Source organism: Fimbriimonadaceae bacterium (assembly GCA_019638775.1).
In the GTDB taxonomy this organism is placed as follows: domain Bacteria; phylum Armatimonadota; class Fimbriimonadia; order Fimbriimonadales; family Fimbriimonadaceae; genus JAHBTD01.
In genome coordinates this window covers 900,764-922,570 of record JAHBTD010000002.1, presented here as the reverse complement: position 1 = coordinate 922,570, position 21,807 = coordinate 900,764, and the positions used below count along the sequence as shown (strand labels likewise).

At 54.2% G+C, this 21,807-nt stretch carries 22 protein-coding genes; 16 read left to right on the top strand and 6 right to left on the bottom strand.

Translation table 11 applies throughout. The annotated features are described in order from the left end of the window. The first annotated feature begins 173 nt into the window (after positions 1-173). From KF784_10510 to KF784_10475, 8 genes are all read left to right on the top strand, one after another. Positions 174-1,181, top strand: coding sequence for a hypothetical protein (locus KF784_10510; protein ID MBX3119489.1), 1,008 nt, complete (start codon positions 174-176; stop codon positions 1,179-1,181). A 9-nt stretch (positions 1,182-1,190) separates the two neighbouring features. After that, positions 1,191-2,096 carry a hypothetical protein gene (locus KF784_10505; GenBank protein MBX3119488.1) on the top strand — a complete coding sequence of 302 codons (906 nt, stop codon included), beginning with the start codon at positions 1,191-1,193 and terminating at the stop codon, positions 2,094-2,096. 49 nt (positions 2,097-2,145) lie between these two features. Then, complete coding sequence (locus KF784_10500; protein ID MBX3119487.1) at positions 2,146-2,367, top strand: DUF433 domain-containing protein; 222 nt, start codon at positions 2,146-2,148, stop codon at positions 2,365-2,367. Then, entirely contained in the window at positions 2,368-2,697 is a 330-nt protein-coding gene (locus tag KF784_10495) for a DUF5615 family PIN-like protein (protein ID MBX3119486.1), read from the top strand. Positions 2,698-3,267: 570 nt separating this feature from the next. Continuing rightward, entirely contained in the window at positions 3,268-3,945 is a 678-nt protein-coding gene (locus KF784_10490; GenBank protein ID MBX3119485.1) for a G5 domain-containing protein, read from the top strand. A gap of 1 nt (position 3,946) precedes the next feature. Further along, on the top strand, positions 3,947-4,777 hold the full coding sequence (gene rsmA, locus KF784_10485; GenBank protein ID MBX3119484.1) for a ribosomal RNA small subunit methyltransferase A: 831 nt from the start codon (positions 3,947-3,949) through the stop codon (positions 4,775-4,777). 324 nt (positions 4,778-5,101) lie between these two features. Further along, entirely contained in the window at positions 5,102-6,046 is a 945-nt protein-coding gene (gene queG / locus KF784_10480) for a tRNA epoxyqueuosine(34) reductase QueG (GenBank protein ID MBX3119483.1), read from the top strand. 109 nt (positions 6,047-6,155) lie between these two features. After that, positions 6,156-6,554: a DUF559 domain-containing protein gene (locus KF784_10475; protein ID MBX3119482.1), complete on the top strand. Its 399-nt coding sequence runs from the start codon at positions 6,156-6,158 to the stop codon at positions 6,552-6,554. A gap of 166 nt (positions 6,555-6,720) precedes the next feature. Here the strand turns inward: KF784_10475 and KF784_10470 are convergent, their stop codons facing one another. Further along, positions 6,721-7,755, bottom strand: a complete 1,035-nt coding sequence (locus tag KF784_10470) for an aspartate-semialdehyde dehydrogenase (protein ID MBX3119481.1) — start codon at positions 7,753-7,755, stop codon at positions 6,721-6,723. A 243-nt stretch (positions 7,756-7,998) separates the two neighbouring features. On the opposite strand from KF784_10470, the gene KF784_10465 reads away from it, so the two are divergent. Continuing rightward, on the top strand, positions 7,999-8,898 hold the full coding sequence (locus KF784_10465) for a helix-turn-helix transcriptional regulator (GenBank protein ID MBX3119480.1): 900 nt from the start codon (positions 7,999-8,001) through the stop codon (positions 8,896-8,898). 154 nt (positions 8,899-9,052) lie between these two features. Here KF784_10465 and trpB read toward each other — a convergent pair whose 3' ends face one another. Next, a complete protein-coding gene (gene trpB / locus KF784_10460; protein MBX3119479.1) occupies positions 9,053-10,234 on the bottom strand; it encodes a tryptophan synthase subunit beta in 1,182 nt (393 codons plus the stop codon). A 77-nt stretch (positions 10,235-10,311) separates the two neighbouring features. Here trpB and KF784_10455 point away from each other — a divergent pair, with 77 nt between their 5' ends. Further along, complete coding sequence (locus KF784_10455) at positions 10,312-12,072, top strand: hypothetical protein (GenBank protein MBX3119478.1); 1,761 nt, start codon at positions 10,312-10,314, stop codon at positions 12,070-12,072. Between the two features lie 233 nt (positions 12,073-12,305). Beyond that, positions 12,306-12,815 (top strand): inorganic diphosphatase, encoded by a 510-nt coding sequence (locus KF784_10450; protein ID MBX3119477.1) that lies wholly within the window; start codon positions 12,306-12,308, stop codon positions 12,813-12,815. A gap of 1 nt (position 12,816) precedes the next feature. On the opposite strand, the gene KF784_10445 is transcribed toward KF784_10450, so the two are convergent. The 4 genes from KF784_10445 to KF784_10430 form a co-directional block, all read right to left on the bottom strand. Next, positions 12,817-13,143 carry a hypothetical protein gene (locus KF784_10445; protein ID MBX3119476.1) on the bottom strand — a complete coding sequence of 109 codons (327 nt, stop codon included), beginning with the start codon at positions 13,141-13,143 and terminating at the stop codon, positions 12,817-12,819. Between the two features lie 42 nt (positions 13,144-13,185). Then, positions 13,186-13,590, bottom strand: a complete 405-nt coding sequence (locus KF784_10440; protein MBX3119475.1) for a hypothetical protein — start codon at positions 13,588-13,590, stop codon at positions 13,186-13,188. Between the two features lie 79 nt (positions 13,591-13,669). Beyond that, the gene (gene ggt / locus KF784_10435; protein ID MBX3119474.1) at positions 13,670-15,442 is read right to left on the bottom strand and encodes a gamma-glutamyltransferase; all 1,773 of its coding nucleotides are present in this window, start codon (positions 15,440-15,442) and stop codon (positions 13,670-13,672) included. Next, positions 15,439-15,897 (bottom strand): EVE domain-containing protein, encoded by a 459-nt coding sequence (locus tag KF784_10430; GenBank protein MBX3119473.1) that lies wholly within the window; start codon positions 15,895-15,897, stop codon positions 15,439-15,441. Before KF784_10430 ends, ggt begins: the two co-directional genes overlap by 4 nt. A 155-nt stretch (positions 15,898-16,052) precedes the next feature. Here KF784_10430 and gcvH point away from each other — a divergent pair, with 155 nt between their 5' ends. The 5 genes from gcvH (at position 16,053) to gcvPB (ending at position 21,797) form a co-directional block, all read left to right on the top strand. Beyond that, positions 16,053-16,430: a glycine cleavage system protein GcvH gene (gcvH, locus tag KF784_10425; protein MBX3119472.1), complete on the top strand. Its 378-nt coding sequence runs from the start codon at positions 16,053-16,055 to the stop codon at positions 16,428-16,430. 188 nt (positions 16,431-16,618) lie between these two features. Further along, a complete protein-coding gene (gene gcvPA / locus KF784_10420) occupies positions 16,619-17,959 on the top strand; it encodes an aminomethyl-transferring glycine dehydrogenase subunit GcvPA (protein MBX3119471.1) in 1,341 nt (446 codons plus the stop codon). Between the two features lie 272 nt (positions 17,960-18,231). Next, positions 18,232-19,062, top strand: a complete 831-nt coding sequence (locus tag KF784_10415) for a hypothetical protein (protein MBX3119470.1) — start codon at positions 18,232-18,234, stop codon at positions 19,060-19,062. After that, positions 19,059-19,694, top strand: coding sequence for a prepilin-type N-terminal cleavage/methylation domain-containing protein (locus KF784_10410; protein MBX3119469.1), 636 nt, complete (start codon positions 19,059-19,061; stop codon positions 19,692-19,694). The genes KF784_10415 and KF784_10410 overlap by 4 nt, the downstream gene beginning before the upstream one ends. A gap of 591 nt (positions 19,695-20,285) precedes the next feature. Beyond that, on the top strand, positions 20,286-21,797 hold the full coding sequence (gene gcvPB / locus KF784_10405; GenBank protein ID MBX3119468.1) for an aminomethyl-transferring glycine dehydrogenase subunit GcvPB: 1,512 nt from the start codon (positions 20,286-20,288) through the stop codon (positions 21,795-21,797). The last annotated feature ends 10 nt before the right edge of the window (positions 21,798-21,807 follow it).

The window sequence follows — 21,807 nt, the reverse complement described above, 5'->3', positions numbered from 1 at the left end:
TCGCAAAGTCTATTCAAGGCGTCGTAGTGCTGGTGCCCTCACTCAAATCGTATGGAAGTGCTTCATGCCTTTGTGGTCCTTGGTGACTTTGCGAGATCTCTTTGAAAAAGGAGCCGGTAACGATGCCTGCACCACAATAGGGATGTCGCCACAATTGCATTGAGAAACCAGAATTGAATTCCTTTACCCTCACCGTCCCCAACCTTGAGCTTGACTTCGTTCGCTGTATTACCAGTGGGCAGGTCTTCCGGTGGGAGCAGTTGGAGGATGGGCGCTGGTTGGGTGTGGATGGGCCACATTGGTACTTGGTTCGACTTTCAACGGTAGGTGAAAACACACAGCACGAGGTGGAATCAAATGCGACTCAACAAGACTTTGAGAGGTTTTTTCAATTGGGTCATCCGTTGCCGGAAATCCTGACTTCCATCCTTGAAAATGGTCCGGAACTGAAGCCGTATTTGGCGTTGCTTGGTGGTTTGCGGGTTTTGCGTTGTTCCGACCCTGAAGAGGTTCTTTTTAGCTTCCTATGCTCGGCGAACAACAACCTGCACCGGATCGTGCCGATGGTAAGAGCATTGGCGAGCTATGGAGAGCCGCTTAGGGATTACCCCACCCCCTGCACCCCCTCCCCATCAGTGCTTCGCACGGACGAGGAGGTGGCTAAGAGCGATCGGCTATCTGCGATCAGCGATCTGAACTTCGATAACTTAACACTCAACACCCAACACTCAACACTTACAAGATTCCCAACTCCCGATCGCATTGCTGCCATCCCCGAATCGGAACTCCGCGCGAAGGGGTTTGGCTACCGGGCGGCGACCATTCCCCACGTTGCCCAACAGCTGTTGGAGAGGCCGACCGGTTGGCTGGAAAGCCTCAAAGGGGCCAGCTATAAAGAGGCTCATGCCGAGCTTTGCCGCTTCAAGGGGATCGGCCCCAAGCTCGCCGACTGCATCGCCCTCTTCGGCCTGCACTTCCAGCAGGCAACCCCTATCGACACCCACATGTGGCAAGCGGTGACCCGGCTGTATCGGCCTGAATGGGCGGGGAAGTCAGTGACCGACGCACGCTACAAAGAGGCAGGACAGATATTGAGGGAGCGTTGCGGTCCGTGGGCGGGCTGGGCGCATCAGTACCTATTCCTGGAGAACTTGCTGAACTGGCGCGAGCGCAGGAAGTAAGCTCCAAGCATGAACACGAAGTGGCTGCTTTCCGCCGTTGCTGCCTTTACACTGGTCACGGGATTCTCTTGCACTGAACCCTCTTCGCAGGGCACGACGGGGACGTCTGAGGCATCGACCGGGCGTTCGTTTGGAGAGCCAAGTCTTGCCGTGACTCTGCAGGATAAGGCGATCAACGAAAGCTCTGGGATTGCACCGAGCTATCTCAAACCCGACTGGTACCTCACGCACAACGATAGCGGAGACACGGCGCGGTTTTGGCGATTCGACCTGAAAGGGACGATCGAGGGGCCTTTCAACATCAAGGGCGCGGGAGCGGTGGATTGGGAGGATATGGCGAGCGCGAGCCTGGACGGAAAGAACTATGTCTATCTGGCGGATATTGGGGACAACAGCAGCAGGCGGGCCTCAGTCCAGATTTATCGGGTTGAGGAGCCATCGGGGTCGGGTGGGGATATTTCTGCGTTCGAGAAATGGGATTTGAAATATCCCGACGGCGCACACAACGCCGAGAGCTTCATGGTCCACCCCAAAACGGGCGATATGTATATCGTTACCAAGGTTTCGGCGGGAGATTGGCAAGTGTTTAAGCTCGATGGTTCGTCCGGTCCGGGAAGCCATACACTGAAGGAGATTGGAAAGATCACGCCGTCGGGGGCGATGGAGGCCTCCCGACTGACTACGGCAGGGGATATCTCTCCCGATGGGAAGTACGTTATGGTGCGAACCTATTCTGGTGGATTTGAGTTTGCGGCACCGGCGAACTTCGATGATTGGTTTAAGGCAAAGCCGGTTCCGGTGAAGCTGAACGTGGAGATGCAAGGCGAGGCGATCTGCTATGCGCTTGATGGGAAGAAGATTCTGACGACGAGCGAGTTTACGCCGTGTCGGGTGTCGGTGGTTCCAGTCAGATAGTCGCAAGGCTATTCACGCTCGGAAAGGATAGATATCGTACAATAGCACAGTGGACTATCGGTCAATCATCACTATCGAGCCAGGCAAGCGAAGCGGGAAGCCCTGCATTCGAGACCTTCGTGTGACTGTTTCAGACGTCTTGGGTTGGCTGGCGGCGGGGATGTCTCGCGAGGAGATCATCGCCGACTATCCGTACGTGACGAACGACGATATTTCAGCTTGCCTTGCGTTTGCTGCTGACCGGGAACGTCAATTGATTTCCAGAATCTAAATGAAGCTGCTTTTCGACGCGAATCTGTCGCCGAAGCTCGTGGACTTGCTTCGTGATCAATATCCTGATTCGAAGCACGTTCTGGAGATTGGACTGACTCTTCCAGACGTGGATATTCTTGCCTTTGCCCTGGCGCAAGACTACATAGTCGTGACCAAGGATGACGACTTCGAAGGCTTGGCTTTCCTGGGCGGTCCGCCGCGCAAGGTCATTCTGATCAGGCTGGGTAACTGTCGAACTGAAGCGGTCGCATTGTTGCTGCGTACCGAGTTTGAGCTCGTTAGCCAGCTGGCAGAATCAACAACTGAAGTACTCCTAGCAATCCCGTAATCACAACGGGGTGCAATCCAAACAGACCCAGTGCCTCTATCGTAATGCTCTCCAAATTCTCCCTCATCGGCAGCTCCGACCGTGCTTATTCAGCCTGACGGTCAGGTAACGGCTTCGTACCTGTAAAGGTTGTAAAGAGTAAGGATTGTAAGGGGAGGAAATGGCACTTGCGGTCAATTCGTCTACACTCATCTCTTCACATTTAATAGAGTTCGCGCATGTGCGTACGCGTGAGGACTGATTTCAACCTGATTGAACCCAAGCTCAGCCTTTGGGCTTCAGCTTCTTCGCATGCAAAAACATGCGCTATCGCAGCTTCAAACCGGGACCCACGGCCTACCGCAATCTCCGGTTCGTTTGAACCTAAACGATTTGACGAAAAATCAAGAAAACACGCAAAAAACGAAGATTTGTGAAGATTGAAAACGAAAGGATAACTCCATTATCTCAGGATAACCCAGGATAACCCAGGATATCTCCGGCTCCTTCGGTTTGCCTCCGGTTGAGATTCCTTGGTACAGTACGAACTTCGATTCTGACGCGCAGAAGGAGGTGACCCCAATGAGCGCCATGAAGCGATTTACCCTTGGGTTGGGTATCGCAATTGCCACCGTAACGGTGGTTGCACAAGTAGACCTACCGGTAGGAGTTCGCAGCCAAAGCGAGCACTCCGCTCAACAAGCCGGTACGGACGAGAAGGCGAACGAAAGAGAGTTCTTTGTCGTTCGCAAAGAGATCCCTTTCCCTGTTGAGTATGTTCTCACACGCTCCCTTCCGCATGGACGAATGAAGGAGGAGAAGCCGGGGACGAAAGGCCGTCTCGTCGATGTTTATCGCATTGAGGAGAAGGATGGGAAGGAAGTCATGACTCTGGTGCGGACCGACCGCGTGGAGCCCATGAGCCAGATTTTTCACGTCGGCAAGCCAAGATTCGAGATGAGTCGCGGTAATTATTCGCGGACCAAGAGCATTGAGATGGAGGCTTCGGCATACGATCCCAGCGCGGGGCGCGGCAAGAACGCAACGTTCCGCACAGCTACCGGACAAAAGGCTGAAATGGGCGTTGCCGCCGTCGATCCCAGTGTGATTCCACTCGGTACAGTGTTGTATATCGAGGGTTATGGCATGGCTTTGGCCTGCGATAAGGGCAGCGCTATCAAGGGCTACAAGATCGACCTTTGTTTCCCAACACGCGCCGCTGCGTTGAAATTCGGACGCAAAAAGGTTAAGGTCCACGTCCTTAGCTAAATTGAACCTACACGATCAGAGCGAGCTTCGTGCGTTCCTGGCCAAACACGGTCTTTGGGCACGCAAGGGGCTCGCTCAACACTTTCTCTGCTCCCCCAAAGTTCTGAATGCGATCCGCTCGCGTTTGGATGGCATCGAGGGCATTCTTGAGATCGGCCCTGGTCCAGGCGCTATTACTGGAATGCTTACCGAAGCAGCGTCGAAGGTGATCGCACTTGAGGTGGATACAAGATTCCCCGAGGTGTTGGCGGAGTCGGCTCCCCTTGCTGATGTGCGTTTGTTGGATGCGCTGGAGGCCGATCTTGGGTCGGTGCTTTTCGAGCTTCCAGAGCCGCGTTCTGTTGTTTCGAACATGCCCTATCACATCACGGGGCCGTTGATCACACGCATTGCTGAGGTGCGGAAGCAATATGTGAAAGCGGTTTTGATGATGCAAAAAGAGGTTGGCGTAAGGATTCTTGCGCCGGTTGGGGATTCAAATAGGGGATCGCTGTCGGTTTACTTGCAGACTCAGTTTCAGATCAACAAGGTGTGCGACGTGCCTCCGGGGGCGTTCTTGCCACCGCCGAAAGTTCAGAGCATCGTGCTGGAGTTTGTGCCGGTGGAGACCGGCTTGTCGGCTGAGGAAGAGCCGGGATTTTTTAAGCTGGTGCGTGGGTGCTTTGCGATGCCGAGGAAGACTTTGGCGAACAACTTGATTCGGTATGGGATAGAGCGTCCGCGAACGGAGGCGTTGATTGAGAAAGCTGGGTTGTCGGCCTTGGCCCGTCCGCAGTCTTTGACTTTGGATCAGTGGCGGGAGTTGTATCGATTGTCGGTTTTGGGGAGGTGAATCGTGATCGGTGATCCGCCATCAGAGTCTTTCTCGCAAAGGCGCAAAGCCGCAAAGGGGGAAGGTGATCCGTGATTCGTGATCCGCAAGTGACCTCCGATTTCCGATCTTCGATCTCTGATCCCTTTCTCCGGGAGACGCGACGGGAAGAATAGATCTGCTGAAGGGCTGAGCGCGCCCGGGACCTCCCCACCCCTGCCCCTCCCCTCCATTTCAGGAAAAATGGAAGGGGAGGGGATCGTGCCACACTCGTAGAGGAGCGTCACCTTTGATGGAGACCGGAATTGCACATCGGAAGATGTGTTCTTGCCACCTCAACCAGAAATGCTGGACCCTACACCGCTCAAGGAGAAAGCCCTCGAACTTGGCTTCGACACCGTCGGGGTTTGCGATGCGGTGTCGCCCCCTAACCTAGACACCTACAAGAGCTGGCTTGCCAAGGGTTATCAAGGGACTATGGACTACCTTGCCGAACAGCTCCCTTTGAAGGAGCATCCGGAGAGGCTGCTGCCGGGAGTCCAGTCGGTGGTGGCGGTTTCTCTCAATTACAACCAATCTAACCCCTTCGACGATGGCTTTCCGCGCATTGCGCGGTATGCCTTGGGTCGTGATTATCACAAGGTTATTCGGGGGAAGCTGAGGCGGCTTTCGGAATGGCTGAAGGCGGAGTATCCCGGTATAGAGACAAGGCCTTGCGTGGACAGCGCCCCGATCATGGACCGTGAATTTGCCCAGCTTGCTGGACTTGGTTGGTATGGGAAGAACACCTGCCTTATCGACTCTCGACGGGGAAGTTGGTTTTTCATTGGGCTGCTGCTCGTGACAAAGCGATTTGCGCCGGATGCTCCGGCGGTCGGAGGTTGCGGCACCTGCACGAAGTGCATCGACGCCTGCCCAACAGGAGCGATAAAGCATGAAGACGGGCGCTATCACGTTGATGCTCGGCAATGCATAAGCTATTTGACCATCGAGCATGAGGGGCCGATTCCTGATGACCTTGCGTCGAGGCTCAGCGGTTGGACGTTTGGGTGTGATGTCTGCCAAGAGGTTTGCCCGTTTAATCAACCCAGTGAGAACCAGCCCTTGCGCGCCCGAATTACCGAAGAACCAGATTTCCTGAACCGGCGAGAGTGGCCTGCTCTGAAGGAGTTGGCGGTGATACAGTCGGATGCATGGGATGATTTGACGCGGGGGTCTGCTGTGAGGAGGACTGGTCTTGTGGGGCTTAGGCGGAATGCGGAGCTGTGCTTGAAAGCCTGTGAGGAGTGAGTTTCCCCTCCCCTTGCTCATGCTCCCCCTCCTCATTAACTGCGTAGCCTTAATGAGGAGGGGGTAGGGGGTGGAGACAAGAAGCTTTTAGCCCAGTTAGAATGTGACTATGCGCCGGGGAAGCTATAACCACTCGCCAGAAGCCAGGGCTCGTGCTCGCGAACTGCGCAAGTCGATGAGCGTAAGCGAAAAGCGGTTGTGGTACTGGCTAAGGGAAAAGAAGACGGGCTTTCTTTTTAAGAAGCAAGTTCCGGTTGGCGTTTACTTCCTCGATTTCTATTGCCCGGAAGCAAAACTTTGTGTCGAAGTTGACGGTGAACAACACGCACAACGGCAAACTAAGGATAAGGCAAGAGATGAGTATTTGAGATCGGTAGGCATCGATACATTTCGATTGCCAAGTCTCGATCTCTTTGAACACACTGGCGCTGAGCTTGTTGAGTGGGTCACCCTGATCGTTCGGGCTTGTGAAGAAAGAGCGGGTAGAAAAGGAAAGCTGCCGTTCTGACAAGATCGCTAGTCTCCCTCCCCCTGCCCCCTCCCTCATCAAGTCTTCGACGTTGACGAGGGAGGGGAATTTTTGAGTCGAAATTAAGTCTTCGACATTGACGAGGGAGGGGAGTGTTGAGTTGAAACCAAGTCTTCGACGTTGACGAGGGAGGGGAGTTTTTTTATTAGAGCGTTGCGGCGACCTTTAGCTTGCCCAACTCGATCAGTTTTTCGGCTATCTGTACACCGTTCAGGGCTGCGCCTTTTAGGAGTTGATCACCGCTGGCAAAGAGTGAGATTGCGGACGGGTGGGAAACATCCTTTCGGACTCGCCCTACCAAGACGTCGTACTGGCCTGAGGCATCTAGCGGCATAGGGAAGACGTTTCCGGCTCGGTCGTCGACAATCCGAACTCCAGGAGCTGCGCTTAGCGCTTCGAGGACTGCCTGCTCTGACGGGGCTGCGCCTTCAAACTCCACGGTAATGGACTCCGAGTGTGCTCTAAGAACGGGCACTCGAACGCATGTGACATTGATGCGCAGATCGGGGATGCCCATGATCTTGCGCGACTCTTGGATGACCTTCCACTCTTCGTCGTTGTAACCGTGCTCGTTGATGGCGGTGTTGTGGCTAAAGACGTTGAAGGCGTAGGGGTGAGGCATGATTTTGGGTACGGCGGGTCTGCCCTCCAGTACGTCGCGCGTTTGCTCTCTGAGCTCTTCCATCGCGGCGGCTCCGGCTCCGCTGGCGCTCTGGTAGGTGCTCACCACGATTCGACTCACTTTGCCGAGCTTGAAGAGTGGGGATGTCGCCATGAGGAGGATGATTGCGGTGCAGTTGGGAACAGCGAGCACCTTCGCATCTCCGATCGTGGCTGTGTTGATTTCGGGCACCACCAATGGGGTTTCCTCATTCATTCGGAAGGCGCTTGAATTGTCGATCACGTAGGAACCTGCGGCGACGGCATGTGGCGCAAACTCCTTTGAGCGGGTGGCTCCGGCGCTGAAGAAGGCAACGTCAACGCCTTCAAAGCTTTGGGGCGAGACCGCTTCGACAGCGACATCACGGCCTTGAAAACTCAGGGTCTTACCGGCGGACCTTGCACTGGCGAGCAGACGAAGGTCCCCTACCGGAAACCGCCGATCTTCAAAGAGCTTTAAGAATTCGTGGCCGACAGCGCCAGTTGCGCCGAGGACAGCCACGGATAAACCTTGGGGCATAGGAAAGTGATACCCTATGAAAGAACGAAGGAAATTTGCGGGCTTAGGAACAAACCGCTGCGATTCCTTTTGTGAGGAGTGTTACACTAACAAAAGTAATCTAAATGGGCTCGGGCAGTTTTGATTGTTTTGAATCAGCAATCAAGGATGGCCCTGTTGCTAGTGGGCGGCTTTTTCTAAAGGTCTGGCAAAAGACCTGGCGAAATTTATGCCCAAGGCTTCATGCTCTGATGTACAAGGGCGATGCGATTATTTGGAACGGCAGCTATGGGGGCAGACGAGCAGGGCGGTTCAGCACAGTTTCGTAGTCAGGTGTTGTTCGAGTCGGACAAGCTTCGCGCAATCGTGCGCACTGCTACCATTCGAGCCACGTCAACAACGACGATGGATGTACCTGCGAATACGGCCTGTCTATGGTTCAAGCGGCAGGGAACAATCCTGTTGCGTACGCCATCTGACACGCGCTGGAGCATCCTCCCTGTTGGAAGTGTCTCGCTCCTTCGCGGCCCGGCAAACCTCACACTTCGCGTCGCTAGAGGCGAACAAGAATGCCGGATTCTAACTTGGGCGCTACCCTCAACACCTGGTCTGCTTGATGACGCCCTGATTGACCCAGCTAAACCGAGCGATCGCCTGAGCGTGATGACGCAGCCTGTAAACCCGCTTTTTGTGACAGCTGTGGATCGGTTGAATCGGGCGCTGAACGGGAAGCGTGGCGATGTCGAGGCGTTGCTGTTTTCTGTGATTTATGAATCCTGTGCGTACCTCAAGACGGGGGTCAGCAGCTTTGGTCTAACACCGTTGCCGATTGATCTTGCCGAGGGCATTGTGGACTTAACCGAAGCCGTGCGGAAGAACCCCGAGCAGGCCTGGCCTCTCAAAGATGCCGCCGATTTTGTCGGGTACTCCCCCTTCCACTTCTCACGTGTGTTTAAGGCCAGCGTTGGGTATGGCTTCCATGAGTTTGTGGACCGGTGTCGGACGGAGATGGCTGTGGAGTTGCTACGCACGACAGATTCCCCTATCGATGTGATCGCCACAGCGGCGGGCTTTGGAACAACGCAGGGCTTGCGTGAATCGGTGAAGGAATACCTGGGGCTAGTGCCTTCTGAGCTGAGAAGTGATCCTGATCCGGGAGAGTAGAGAATCTACGATTTACGATTTTGGATTTTGGATTTTAGATTTTTTGGATTGTAGATTTGGGATTTGGGATTGGTTTGAACGTGTGTCTGGATCGGGCAGATATAGATCTTTTGATGATCTCATGCTCGTACTGACCACGCTAAGAAGTGCTCAATCATAGGTCAAACAGCTTTGCGGCTGACTCCATATCCTTATCTCCGCGGCCGCTCATGTTCACAAGCACACGGTCGCCGGGCTTGAATCGCGACGTGTCTCGCAGGAGCGCGAAGGCGTGAGCCGATTCAAAGGCGGCGATAAGACCCTCCTTTTTGGCGAGCCACTGAAATGCGTCCAGAGCCTCTTTGTCGGTGACCGACGTGTAATCGACCCGTCCTGAATCCTTCAAATACGAGTGCTCGGCGCCAACGCCTGGGTAATCCAGCCCTGCCGACACTGAATGCGTGCCGATAACCTGGCCGTCGTCATCCTGCATCAGATAGCTGTATGACCCGTGCAGTACCCCTGGCGAGCCTGCCGTGAGCGGAGCCGCGTGTTGACCTGACTCGATCCCGTGCCCCCCTGCCTCCACGCCGTACAGCCGTATGTCGGTGTCTCCAAGAAAAGCGGCAAAGAACCCGATGGCATTTGAGCCTCCGCCAACACAGGCTATACCGGCATCAGGCAGTCTGCCGTACCTTTCCAGATACTGCGCGCGGGCTTCGTTTCCGATGACGGACTGGAACTCACGCACCATGTAGGGGTAGGGGTGCGGGCCGGCTGCTGTGCCGATGACGTAGTGGGTGTTGGTCACATTGGTGACCCAATCGCGCATCGCTTCGTTCAAGGCGTCCTTCAGCGTCTTCGTGCCGCTGGAAACGGGGATCACCTTCGCCCCGAGGAGCCGCATCCGAAAGACGTTGAGCTGCTGGCGGGCGCAGTCCTCCTCGCCCATGTAGACCTCGCACTCCATCCCCAGCAGAGCGCAGACCGTTGCCGTCGCCACGCCGTGCTGTCCGGCTCCAGTTTCGGCTATGATCCGCTTCTTGCCCATCCGCTGCGCAAGCAGGCACTGCCCGAGAGCGTTGTTGATCTTGTGCGCGCCCGTGTGGTTAAGGTCCTCGCGCTTGATGACGACGTGCAGCCCGAGCTCCTCCGAAATGCGGCGGGCTTCGGTGATCGGGGTGGGGCGGCCCACGTACTCACGGAGGAGGCGATCAAATTCAGCCCGAAACGTGTCCTCTGACCACGCCCTTTTGAATTCGGCTTCGAGTTCGTCGAGAGCCGGGATTAGGGTTTCGGGGACATAGCGTCCGCCAAAATCGCCAAAGCGTCCGGTAGCGTCGGGCTGAGTGGGCATGTTGATATTATGGCTTCGGCGGTTCGGGTACGGCTGTTCGTAAGTAACCAAATGAGTCGGCGGTACGTCTGCAAGCCATGAGGTATTTTGCTCGCTATCTCGCATCTCTTAGTTTTGTCTTGATCGCTACGCAGGCTCTTCCGCAAGGCAGTGCGGCAGGCTATGGCCAAGGTGGCGGATTTGGTGGTGGAGGAGCAGGCGCAGCAATCGGACGAGATGATGCTGAGAAGACTTCATCAAGTCCAGACAACGATGCTCGCGTGCCGCACCTCTGGACTTCAAGATCGGCTGTCCTCACGCCGGGAGACCGCGTTGAATTCACCTACAAAGTCAAGAAGGGAGAGACGCTTATGGCGGGGGCCACGAGTGACGCCTTCGACCCTGTGCTTGTCATTGAGGATGAAAAGGGCACCAAGCTCAAAGAGGTTGATGATCGGGTGGAGGGTGATCAATCCCCGTTTATTATCTACCGCTTTACCGAAGCGGGCACCTACAAGCTAAAAGTGGTCTGCTACAAGCCGGTGGCGGGTGGAAAGTTCACTCTTAAAACGCGGACCTTTATGCCACTGGATGCGCCTTTTGGGCAGAAGAAGCATGACTCAATTCCTCCGGAAGTTTCTGACACCAATCGAATCTGGGTTTCAATGGCAGCGAAAAAGAACGGCTTGTATGACCTGAGACGCGTGTATTCTGAAGGCAACTACACTTCACAAGCTAGCTTTGTGCGAGTTGTCGGCCCGACCGGAGTGGAGGCATCTGACTTTCAACAAATTAGGACGCCTGATGGATCGGTCGCCTTTAAAGCTCTTGCTGACGGAGCCTACTTTGTTGAATACGGCGTGTACGAGACCAAGCGCTTGACTACAGAATTCCACGAAGTCGTTCCTATTCGAATCAAACCTGCAGACAAAACCGACTTCGAACTCCAGGAGGACGAGTTGGCGGTGGTTGAGTTTCCCGTGACGGAAAGTCAGATTGTGCGGACGACCATCGTCGGAGGTAAGTTTCGACAGGCCTTCACGGCCCCCAAGGGCAAACAAGAGGAGATCTCAACAGCAGATGACTCTTACGGCGTTGATAGCGATCTTCTATGGTTTCTGGTGAAGGTTTCGAATCCAAACGATGTGGTTAGGGTGTTTCAAGCTGAAGGGACCGCGCAGCTTGTGCTGCGCTCGATGTCGACCAAGTCGAGCAAGATCACCATCTCCAACACCGAGTCTTTGCCAACCTGGGAGGACGGTAAGGCGATCAAAGATACGCTGGAGATTGGCGAGTCGAAGCTGTTTCTCATTGAATCCAACAAGTCGGAACTTATGCGTGTCTTTGCCAAGGCTGCCCACTTTTTGACGAAGATTGACATTTTCAGTCTAACGGGCAAGCTGGAGAACAGCATTGTAAACCGGGAAACGCTTGTTTCTGCCGATGACCTCTACTTTCCGGAGGCCAAGACCTTTATCATTCGGTTTTCTTGTGAAGGCAATGGTGGATCGGGGGACTTTGAACTGCGTCGAGACGAAGTGACGGCGACAAAGTACACGCTGGATCGGCCGGAAACGTTTACCTTCGAAGGCGGCAAGTTCGGTCTTTATGCGGTTGACCTTGTTGCAGGAAAGCGCTATGAGTTCATCGTTGATCAGCCAGGGACTCAACTCCGGGTTGATCTCCTTGACGACGACGGACAGTTTCTGCGGGCGCAGTGGTTGCAGTTTGACAAGGTGCAGGTCCATTACTTCGTGCCGACGAAATCGGGCAGACACCGTCTTTGGCTTCGAGCGAGTACGGGAACACGTCAATTTAAGCTACAGCTTCATACGCCGCCGGGGATTGGAGGTGGGTAGTAGCTGGGAGCGGGGTGTATGGAGCTGGGATGTCATAGGGGATTATAAGCATAGCCAGCTGAGGGGCGAGGCGCGCAGTTCTGGTGCGCCTCGTTTCCGACTATTTTTTGATTTCCGCTCCTGATTCATCTCTCATCCATGATCGTTCATCGTTTCCCATTGACGCCTTGACTTGGTATCCCCCTGTCCGAAGCCCTGGGGGTGGCTGGGCTCTCACGGTACTCTAGCCGTAAATGAGTCTTCTCACATTGCCTCTCGGAAAGAACGCTCCCCAAGAATTCAACGCGATTATTGAGGTGCCGCGGTACAGCACCAACAAGTACGAATACGATCCGGCTTTGGACATGATCCGGCTCGACCGGGTGCTCTTTTCGCCGCTGTTTTATCCGTGGGATTACGGCTTTTTGCCGTCAACAAAGTATTTGGATGGGGACGCCATCGATGTGCTGGTGCTGTGTTCGCATCCCACTTTTCCGGGCTGTGTGGTTGAGGCGAAGCCGATTGGCGTCTTGGAAATGTACGACGAGAAGGGGTCGGACGAGAAGATCCTCGCCGTTGCCTCGAAGGACCCGCGATTTGGAAATCGTGAGTCGATGGATGAGGTGAATCCTCATACACTCAATGAGATTCACCACTTTTTCGAGATTTACAAGCTGCTGGAAGACAAAACTGTTGAGGTCTTTGGCTGGAAGGGCAAAGACGTTGCGCTGGAACTGATTGAGAAATACCGGACGGACAAATGATTTAGGCGCTTGAGCGCATCGAAACAAGCCCGTAGATGAGGCATGCGAGGGTGATGAGTGCAGCCACGACTAGAATTCCCCCAGGATAGACTGCGGGCTCGGACATCAGCTTTCGCCCAAATCGGCCCAGGATTGCAATGCATGCAATGGCGACGATGGCATAGCCCAGAATCGTGCTGTTTTTTGCTACGAACGCCCCTACTATGGCGAGTACGCCAATGGCGCCACCTGCGTACAGTGAGACCATGCTGCCGCTAGCTGCGCCAGCGATACCCAAAACGACGTTTAGAGCTCCGAAAGCCGCTCCAACCATTTGCACCCAGTTCATGTTTTTGAGGCTACCCAAGCGCGTGATGCGGTCGCTGACAGCCTAGGCCGCGCTTTCGAGAATCATCTTCAGTGTTGCGTTGCGTACGGCCCGTTTGCGAGCCAATTTATCCTTGCTTAAGTAGCAAGCGATGGAGACAACTTTTTCGGGCTGGGGCTCGCCCATTCCGGCGATCAGCCACTCAAGCATGAGGATGTCGATAATCATCGACGAATCCAAGCCAAAGAGGAATGCGACGGTCGGGACGCTCATCTCGTAGTCGATGCAGCACTCGGTGAGGAGTTTTGCGGTCGGTTCGAGTGAGCGATAGCTTGCCCAGAAAACTTCGTAATCGCCGGCTTCTATCGTCTCTTCCAAAATCGCAAGCAACAGCCGGCACTCTTCGAAGGTGGGTAGATCGTCGAGAGGACGGTCTTGCCGTCGATTCTTGTCGGTCGGAAACTGCATGTGTGTGCCCTCGGTCCCGCCGAAGGATTGAAGCAAAGTTTATGCCAAAGGCGCTTGGATAAGACAAGGCGCGTTTCCGTTAGAATCCGGCTGCTCCGGCGTCGTCGCTGCGAGCGTCTACTCCGGCTCGTCTGTTGCCATTCGAATCGACAAGGATCGACATGCACGATCCCATGTTTGACGGGCGTGCAGCAAACTTGTGCCCCATGGATTCCATCATCTTCTTGGTATCTGGGGCAACTCCAAAGGACTCCCAGGAGATCGAATCGGGCATCCATTGATGATGGATTCGAGGTGCGGACACGGCTCGCTGAATGTCCATGTTGAAGAGCGCGACATTCAGGAAGGTTTGCATCACGGTGTTGATGATGGTGGGTCCGCCGGGCGAACCAATCACCATGGACAGCTCACCCTCTTTCAATACGATTGTCGGTGTCATTGACGAGACTGGGCGCTTGCCAGGGGCGATGGCATTGTTTTCGCCTTGAATGAGGCCAAACACGTTTGGTTTGCCGGGTGCGGTCATGAAGTCGTCCATCTCGTTGTTTAGGAGGAACCCTGCACCCGTGACCATCACCCCGCTTCCATAGCCAGTGTTGAGGGTGTAGGTGTTCGCCACGGCGTTGCCCCACTGATCGACGACCGAGAAGTGAGTGGTATGGTCGCCCTCTTTGATTCCCGAGTCAAAGGGTTTGATTTCGGCTGAGGGGGTGGCTTTGTCGAGTTTGATCGCCTCGCGCAGGCTGTCTGCGTATGCCATTGAAGTTAGGGTTTGAGTAGGGACTTTGAAAAAGGCCGGATCGCCCGAGTTGTATGCTCGGTCGGCGAATGCCCGCTTCATTGTTTCGATCAGGATATGGTTGTAGGAGACGCTCCCCCAGCCCATCGGTTTCAGTTCGTAACCGCTGAGGATATTGAGCATTTGGACGAGAGCGATCCCACCGGAGCTTGGTGGGGGCATGGTGATGATGTCGTAACCAAAAGCGGATGCCTTGAGCGGCTGACGAGATACGCTACGGTAGTTCTTTAAGTCTTCGAGGGTGATGATGCCGTTGCCGCGCTTCATCTCGGCAACGATCAGCTTGGCGGTTTCGCCTTCGTAGAATCCAGCAGGTCCTTCGTCTCGGATGCGGCCGAGTGTCTTGGCGAGGTCCGGCAGCTTTAGGGTTTCGCCCCAACCCCAAAACTTTCCGTCTTTGTTGAGCACTCGGTAGCTGTCGGGGAAGGGTCGGAATCGGGCGGCCTGGGATTTGAGTTCATCGGCGAGGCTCTTGCTAACGACGAAGCCGTTTTGTGCGAGCTTGCGGGCGGGCTCGACGACGTCCTTCCAGGGGAGCTTTCCAAACTGTTTGTGGGCGTCGTACATTCCGTAAACCGTGCCGGGGACTCCCGATGCCATCTGTCCGGTTAGGGAAGCCCCGGGTTGGGGGGCGTTCATGTACATCTCTCGCGATGACGCGGCTGGCGCGGTTTCACGGTAGTCGATAGCAATGGTGCGGCCGTCAGCCATGCGGACGACCATGAAGCCTCCACCGCCTATGTTTCCAGCTGTGGGATGAGTGACGGCGAGGGCAAAAGCAGTCGCCACTGCGCCGTCGACGGCGTTGCCACCTTTGCGCATGACTTCGGCGCCGATTTGAGAAGCGATGGCGCTATCGCTGACGACGCAGGCTTTTTCGAAGTATTGGGGGGCGTGAGATTGGGCTTGGGCAGACGGAGAGGCCCATCCGATCGCAACAATGAGAGCAGCAGCTTTGCACAATCGGAATGCTTTGCCTGTGGAATGCGTCACTCCTCTCCATTTCTCCTTCGTCGAAGCAAGGAGGGGGTTTAGTCGCAGCCGAGCCTTCATAGCCCTTCTTTCCCCATGACGATGTTCCACTCTGCCTCGGTTACGGGCATCACGCTCAGGCGCTGGCCCTTGCGCGTCACCCACATATCTTCAAGGCCGGGTGTTTCACGGAGTTCAGCGAGGGAGACGGTGCGCTTAAACTTGCGGACGAACCTCACATCACGGACGAGCCATCGGGGGGCATCCTTTGGGCTCTTGGCGTCGTAGTAGTGCGACTTGGGATCGAACTGAGTGGGGTCGGGGTAAGCCTCGCTGACGATCTCCATTACGCCGACGATTCCCGCTGGATCAACGTTAGAGTGGTGAAAGAAAGCGAGATCGCCGATCTGCATGCTGTCTCGGAAGAAGTTCCGCACGGTGTAGTTGCGACAGCCCTCCCACATGTTTGTGCCCTCTTTTTCCAGGTCGTCGATGCCATATGTGTCCGGCTCTGACTTCATCAGCCAATATCCCATAGGCGTATTTTAACCTGCTTGTGGTTCGGCGCGGCTTGGCTCTTGACGACGACGCTTGGAACAGCTTGCCAACGTCGACCCAAACGGCGTCCCAAAGTCCACATGATACGGTGGGGCACTGGTAAACTTTGCCATTCCCATCAGGAGACCCCGCATTGAACGTACCCAGCGACCTCAAATACACCCCAACCCATGAATGGATTCGTGTCGACGGCGACGTCGCCACCATCGGCATCACCGAGTTTGCCCAGTCGGAACTCGGCGACATCGTCTACGTCGATCTTCCCAACGTTGGCCGAGCAGTAAACGCCGCTGAGGCGATCGGATCGGTTGAAAGCGTGAAGACCGTATCCGATATCTATTCGCCTTTGGGTGGAGAGATCGTTGAGACGAACGAAGCGCTTGGCGCTAGGTCGGAACTGGTGAACAGCGACCCGTACGGCGATGGCTGGATGTTCAAAGTGAAGGTCGGAGATGCCGCTGCATTTGACGGTTTGTTGGATGCGGATGGTTATAAGGGAGTGCTTGGATAGGGTTGTCGACAAGTTGTTGTCAAGTGGTCGGCAAGTAGTCGGCAAGTTGTAAGACCACTTACCAACCGCACGCCGAAACTTTGAGAACCACCTGCCGACAACTTGACAACAACTTGAAAACCACTTGAAAACCACCTGACAACGCCTCTGAAGAATCGTCAATCCAAAATCCCAAATCTAAAATCGAAATGTCCCGCCCATACATCCCCCACACCGAAGAAGACGTTAAAGAGATGCTCGCCACCATCGGTGCGGGCAGCATTGAGGAGCTGTTCCGAGAGGTCCCCGATGACCTGAAGCTCAAGGGTCAGCTGGATGTTCCGGCTTCGCTTGATGAACACAGACTCCTGGGTCACCTCTTTGAGCTTTCACGCAAGAATAAAAATCTCCTAACCGATCTTGTGTGCTTCCTTGGCGCAGGGATTTATGACCGATATATTCCGGCGACGGTCGGCGCTCTGATCTCGCGTGGCGAGTTCTTGACCGCGTACACGCCGTATCAGCCCGAGCTATCGCAGGGTTACCTGCAAACCATTTACGAATTTCAAACGATGGTCGCTGACCTTTACGGGATGGAGATTGCCAATGCGTCGCTCTATGACGGGGCGACGGGAACGGCTGAAGCGGCGATTCTTTGCCACGGAGTGAATGGCAGGCAAAAGATCGCGGTGAGCGATGCCGTGCATCCCCACTATCGGCAGGTTCTGGAGACTTATTGCTGGTCGATTGGGCTGGACGTGGTTGTGATCAACCATGAAGATGGCGCGACGACGGATTATTCGAAGCTCGACCAAGACACAGCTTGTGTGATCGTCCAATATCCCAACTTCTTTGGCACGATCGAAGACCTTGCCCAAGCAAGGGAAGCGGCTACCCAAGCTGGAGCGATGTTCGTGGTTGTTGCCGATCCTATCGCCTGCGCGCTGCTTAAGCCACCGGGCGAATACGGCGCTGACATCGTTGTTGGCGAGGGCCAGCCGATGGGTGTGGCGATGGGCTTTGGTGGACCGGTGGTTGGACTGTTTGCGTGTAAGACCGAGCTTGTCCGCCGAATTCCGGGCCGAATCGTTGGTAAGACGTTGGACCACGACGGCAATCCAGGCTATGTGATGACTCTGCGCACGCGAGAGCAGGATATTCGCCGAGAAAAGGCGACTTCCAATATCTGTACAAACCAAGCGCTTATGGCCTTGGCGGCAACGATTTACATGTCGGCGCTTGGCAAGAACGGTATGCAAACGGTTGCCGAATCGACGGTCCGCAATACACAGTACGCGATGTCGAAGCTTTCGGAGGCGGGGGCGAGGGTGAAGTATTCGGGCAAGGTCTTTGGGGAGTTTGTATTGGAGCTGCCCAAAAGCGCTGAAACCGTCCAACGCGCAATGATGGAGAAGGGCGTCCTTGCCGGTCTTCCTCTTGGTAAGTTCTATCAAGGGATGGAGAACTGCTTGCTTGTTGCGGTGACGGAGACCCGGACGAAAGCGCAGATCGATGATTTTGCGACGAAGCTATCATTTGAACTTGCTTAACTGGCTGCTTTGATAGCACTCAAGAATATCTGCAATGCCTGCCAATCTCTTGTCTATTCTTTGAGACACAACTCTTTGAGTCTCAATGATTCTTGGTCAAATTGTTGGCAGTAGTAGACATAGAGAAACTAATTTCAGGCTAAACTACTGGCACAATTACCAATTGTTGCAATCTAATTTAGCGTTAACCAAAAAATTCTTGAGAACATCTCTTTACATTTCGCGTCCTATGTGATAATTTATAGAGCGTCTTGACTGTTCGGAGTTTGCACATGGCTGAGGAATGTGTTATTGGGGAAATCGCAGTTCAAAGAAGAGTCTTGAAGATAGGGACAATCGTCAAGTGGATTCTTCCACTTCCTCCTGCAATCATTCTCCTTAGCTTTTGTACAGCATGCACGCAGCCTGGTCCCTTTCAATATTTTAAGGCAGTCCTATTGCCGCTAATTGGCTTTACGGTTGCATTAAGCTTGAATTTTCTGCGAGGTCTGTGGAGCGACTGTATTGTTGTTCTTGGATCAGTCACTGGTGTCTTGCTCCTCTCGACGGGCTACTTGCTTGGTGTGCAGCCTTGCCTTATGTGTCTTACCTTTTGGTTCTTGTGGGGAGTACTGTTGCTTGAGGTTATTCTTGAAAATCGGAAACTTGCAAGAATTGGCAGTGTAGCTATTCTTACAGCCACGTTTTGCGTAGTTGCGCTCAGTATGTCTCCCTTCGTGCGAGCAAGCGCCAGGACGATTGCTTCTAATAATTTCATAGAGGCCGAGGGGCTACGTGTTGGAGCCGCTTTGCCTGAAACTGGAATAATAGGCCAGAATGCAGTTGCGATCTTTTCAGCAAAATGTCCGACCTGTTGGTCGGGCAGGATGGAGAAGATAATAGGCCAGCTAAGGCAGAAGTATCAACAATATCCGTTGCAAGTTTTTGTTTTAGACGGAGCAGATGATCCGGTATGGGCAAACAAGACCGTCATCCGACATGCCGATCCTGAATTCTTTTCGATGTTTAACGTCCGCACGGCTGGCATTCCTTATATTATGATTTTTGAAAACGGAAAGGTGAGCGAAAGCTTTGATGCTTCGAGTGAGGGAGAGGGGAAATGAGGAAGAAGACAAGAGGCGCTACCTTGCCTGAAATACTAATCGTAATAGCAATAATAGCTATTCTTTGTGTGACACTTACGCTGCTTCTGAGGCCTGTAGTGATGCGTAAATCGCATGAGACGGCGATTAGAGTGGATTTAAAGCAAAATGTTTCCGCAATCAATCTGTATATGTCTGATTATGACGGCAATTATCCGAATTATTTGCATAGTTTAGAGGGCTCTTATAAGTATGTTAAGGGTCGCCCAGAGCTTGCGGACTATCCTGGTTCACATGGGTTGCCAGAATATTCACTGACTTACAATTGGGGTGTTCGCATCGCGGAAAAAAGGCGTCCACTAACAACAAAATTTGATCCAGTCTCGGATCCAATTGTAAAAGCTGAATTTTTCCCGAGAAGCTTAGGTTTTATCAATAAGAGATATTTTTCGAGTCCTAAACAAGGATTTGCTAACTCTATTTCAAAAACTGAAGCATTCGAAGTCTTAGGTGGATACTTAGATGGACATGTTAAATGGTGCCCTATGCTTAGCGACTGGGAAGATGAAGCAGCATATTATTCGATGGGTGCCGTGAAAGAAGAGATGGATGAAAGGCTGAGAGCGCGGAAGAGCGGTAGACCGCTCCAATAAGTGTGGAGGCGAAATGAAAACAAATAGATTTGGCATTATTTGCCTGATAATCACCGTGTTGGGAATAGCGACAATAGCCTGGGCTAGTGATGGATCGTGCACACCTACATACCCAGAATGTCCGATGCCAATACGAGAGGGAGATCCCTGCGGAGGTGGGCTATATACCTATCGTGATGTTAGCGAAGAATTGGATGGCTTTATGTACAGCTGCAATAGTCATTCAACTCAATGTTCACCTGCTGGAGCACAATGCAATCAACGCACGAGGTTTAGGGTGAAGTACATTTCCTTTCGATGCGGTGAGGGACCACTTCAATTTTGTATCAGGGGAACCCCGTACGATGCTACACCTCTAAATCTCAACTGTTCCGACGAGAAATGCAATCCTACAGGGCCGGATGATGTGATTCCTGAGCTGATCCCGCCTTGTACAACCTGCCCGCAAAAACCTTTGCCAGAACCGATTGTGGCGCATGAGTAACGTTAGGTCTTGTTGCATGAGAGGGTCCACTCCAGAATTGGAGTGGGCCTTCTTTTTGGGCTGCTCGCGATTGCACAACTGCGCAGGTAAAATCTCCTCCAACACCTATGCCCACAAAGACCGTTCCTCAGCCGCAACTCATCTTTGAAAAATCCCGCGCGGGCCGCGTTGGATGCAACGTTCCCCGTTGCGACACGCCTAAAGTCGATCTCAAGGCGACTGTTGGAGAGATGCGCACGGAGTTGCATCTGCCGGAGATAGGTGAGATGGACCTGGTGCGCCACTTCACAAACCTGAGCCACATCAACTACGGCATCGACACGGGCTTCTATCCGCTCGGTTCATGCACCATGAAATACAACCCGCGCATCAATGAGCGCACGGCAGGCTTGGCGGGCTTCACCCAGATTCACCCGCTGCAACCGCTGGATACGGTGAAGGGCTTTCTTGAGGTCATTGCGGGCGTTCAAGACTTTCTGATTGAGATCACCGGCTTTGATGCGATCACGATGCAGCCGGTAGCGGGGGCGCACGGTGAGCAGACCTGTTTGATGCTCATCAAGGCGTATCACGAGTCGCGTGGGGAAGGGGAGAAGCGCCGAATCGTGTTGATTCCCGACTCGGCTCACGGCACCAATCCGGCTTCGGCGGCGCGATGTGGTTACGATGTGAAGACCGTTCCGACGGATGCCAGCGGTAATACTGATCTAAAGGCCTTTGAGGCGTTGTTGGATGACACGGTCGCGGCCTTTATGGTCACAAACCCATCCACGCTCGGGTTGTTTGAGACCAACATCTCCAAGATTTGTGAGATGGTGCACGCGGTCGGCGGACAGGTTTTCTGCGACGGCGCGAACATGAACGCGATGGTGGGCACCACCCGCCCCGGCGATCATGGGTTCGACTGCATGCATTTGAATCTGCACAAGACGTTTACGACCCCTCACGGAGGCGGCGGGCCGGGGTGCGGCGCGATCGGCTTGATGAAACATCTGGAGCCGTTTTTGCCTGGGCCAGTGATCGTGAGCAAGAAGCAGTCGGCAAAGCTTGGGTTGAGCGCAACGGAGGCGTATGTGGACGAGAACCGTCCGCTCAGCATTGGGCGCGTTAGCTCGTTCTGGGGGCAGTCATTGATGGCAGTGCGGGCTTATACATATCTGCTTGCGATGGGCAAGGAGTATTTGCCGGATATCAGCCGGTATTCGGTCCTGAACGCCAACTATCTGCGTGCTCGGCTGAAAGAGGTTCTTCCTCCCGCGCATGATCGACCTTGCACGCACGAGTGCATCTTGACGGCGGAACGCTATAAGAAGCAGTTCGGCGTGCGGGCGCTGGATATCTCCAAGCGGTTGATCGACTATGGCTTCCACCCGGCCACCAACTACTTCCCGTTGATCGTTCCCGAGTGCTTTATGATCGAGCCGACGGAAACGGAGTGCAAGGAGACCTTGGACGCGTTCTGCGATGCGCTGATTGCGATCTGCAAAGAGGCGGAGACCGATCCTGAGCTGCTGCACAACGCGCCGTCGACGCAGATCGTGGGGCGGTTGGATGAGGCGAAAGCGGTGAAGGATTTAGACGTGCGTTGGCGTCCTGCGAAGACTGCGGTTATTGCGTAGGCACCGAAAT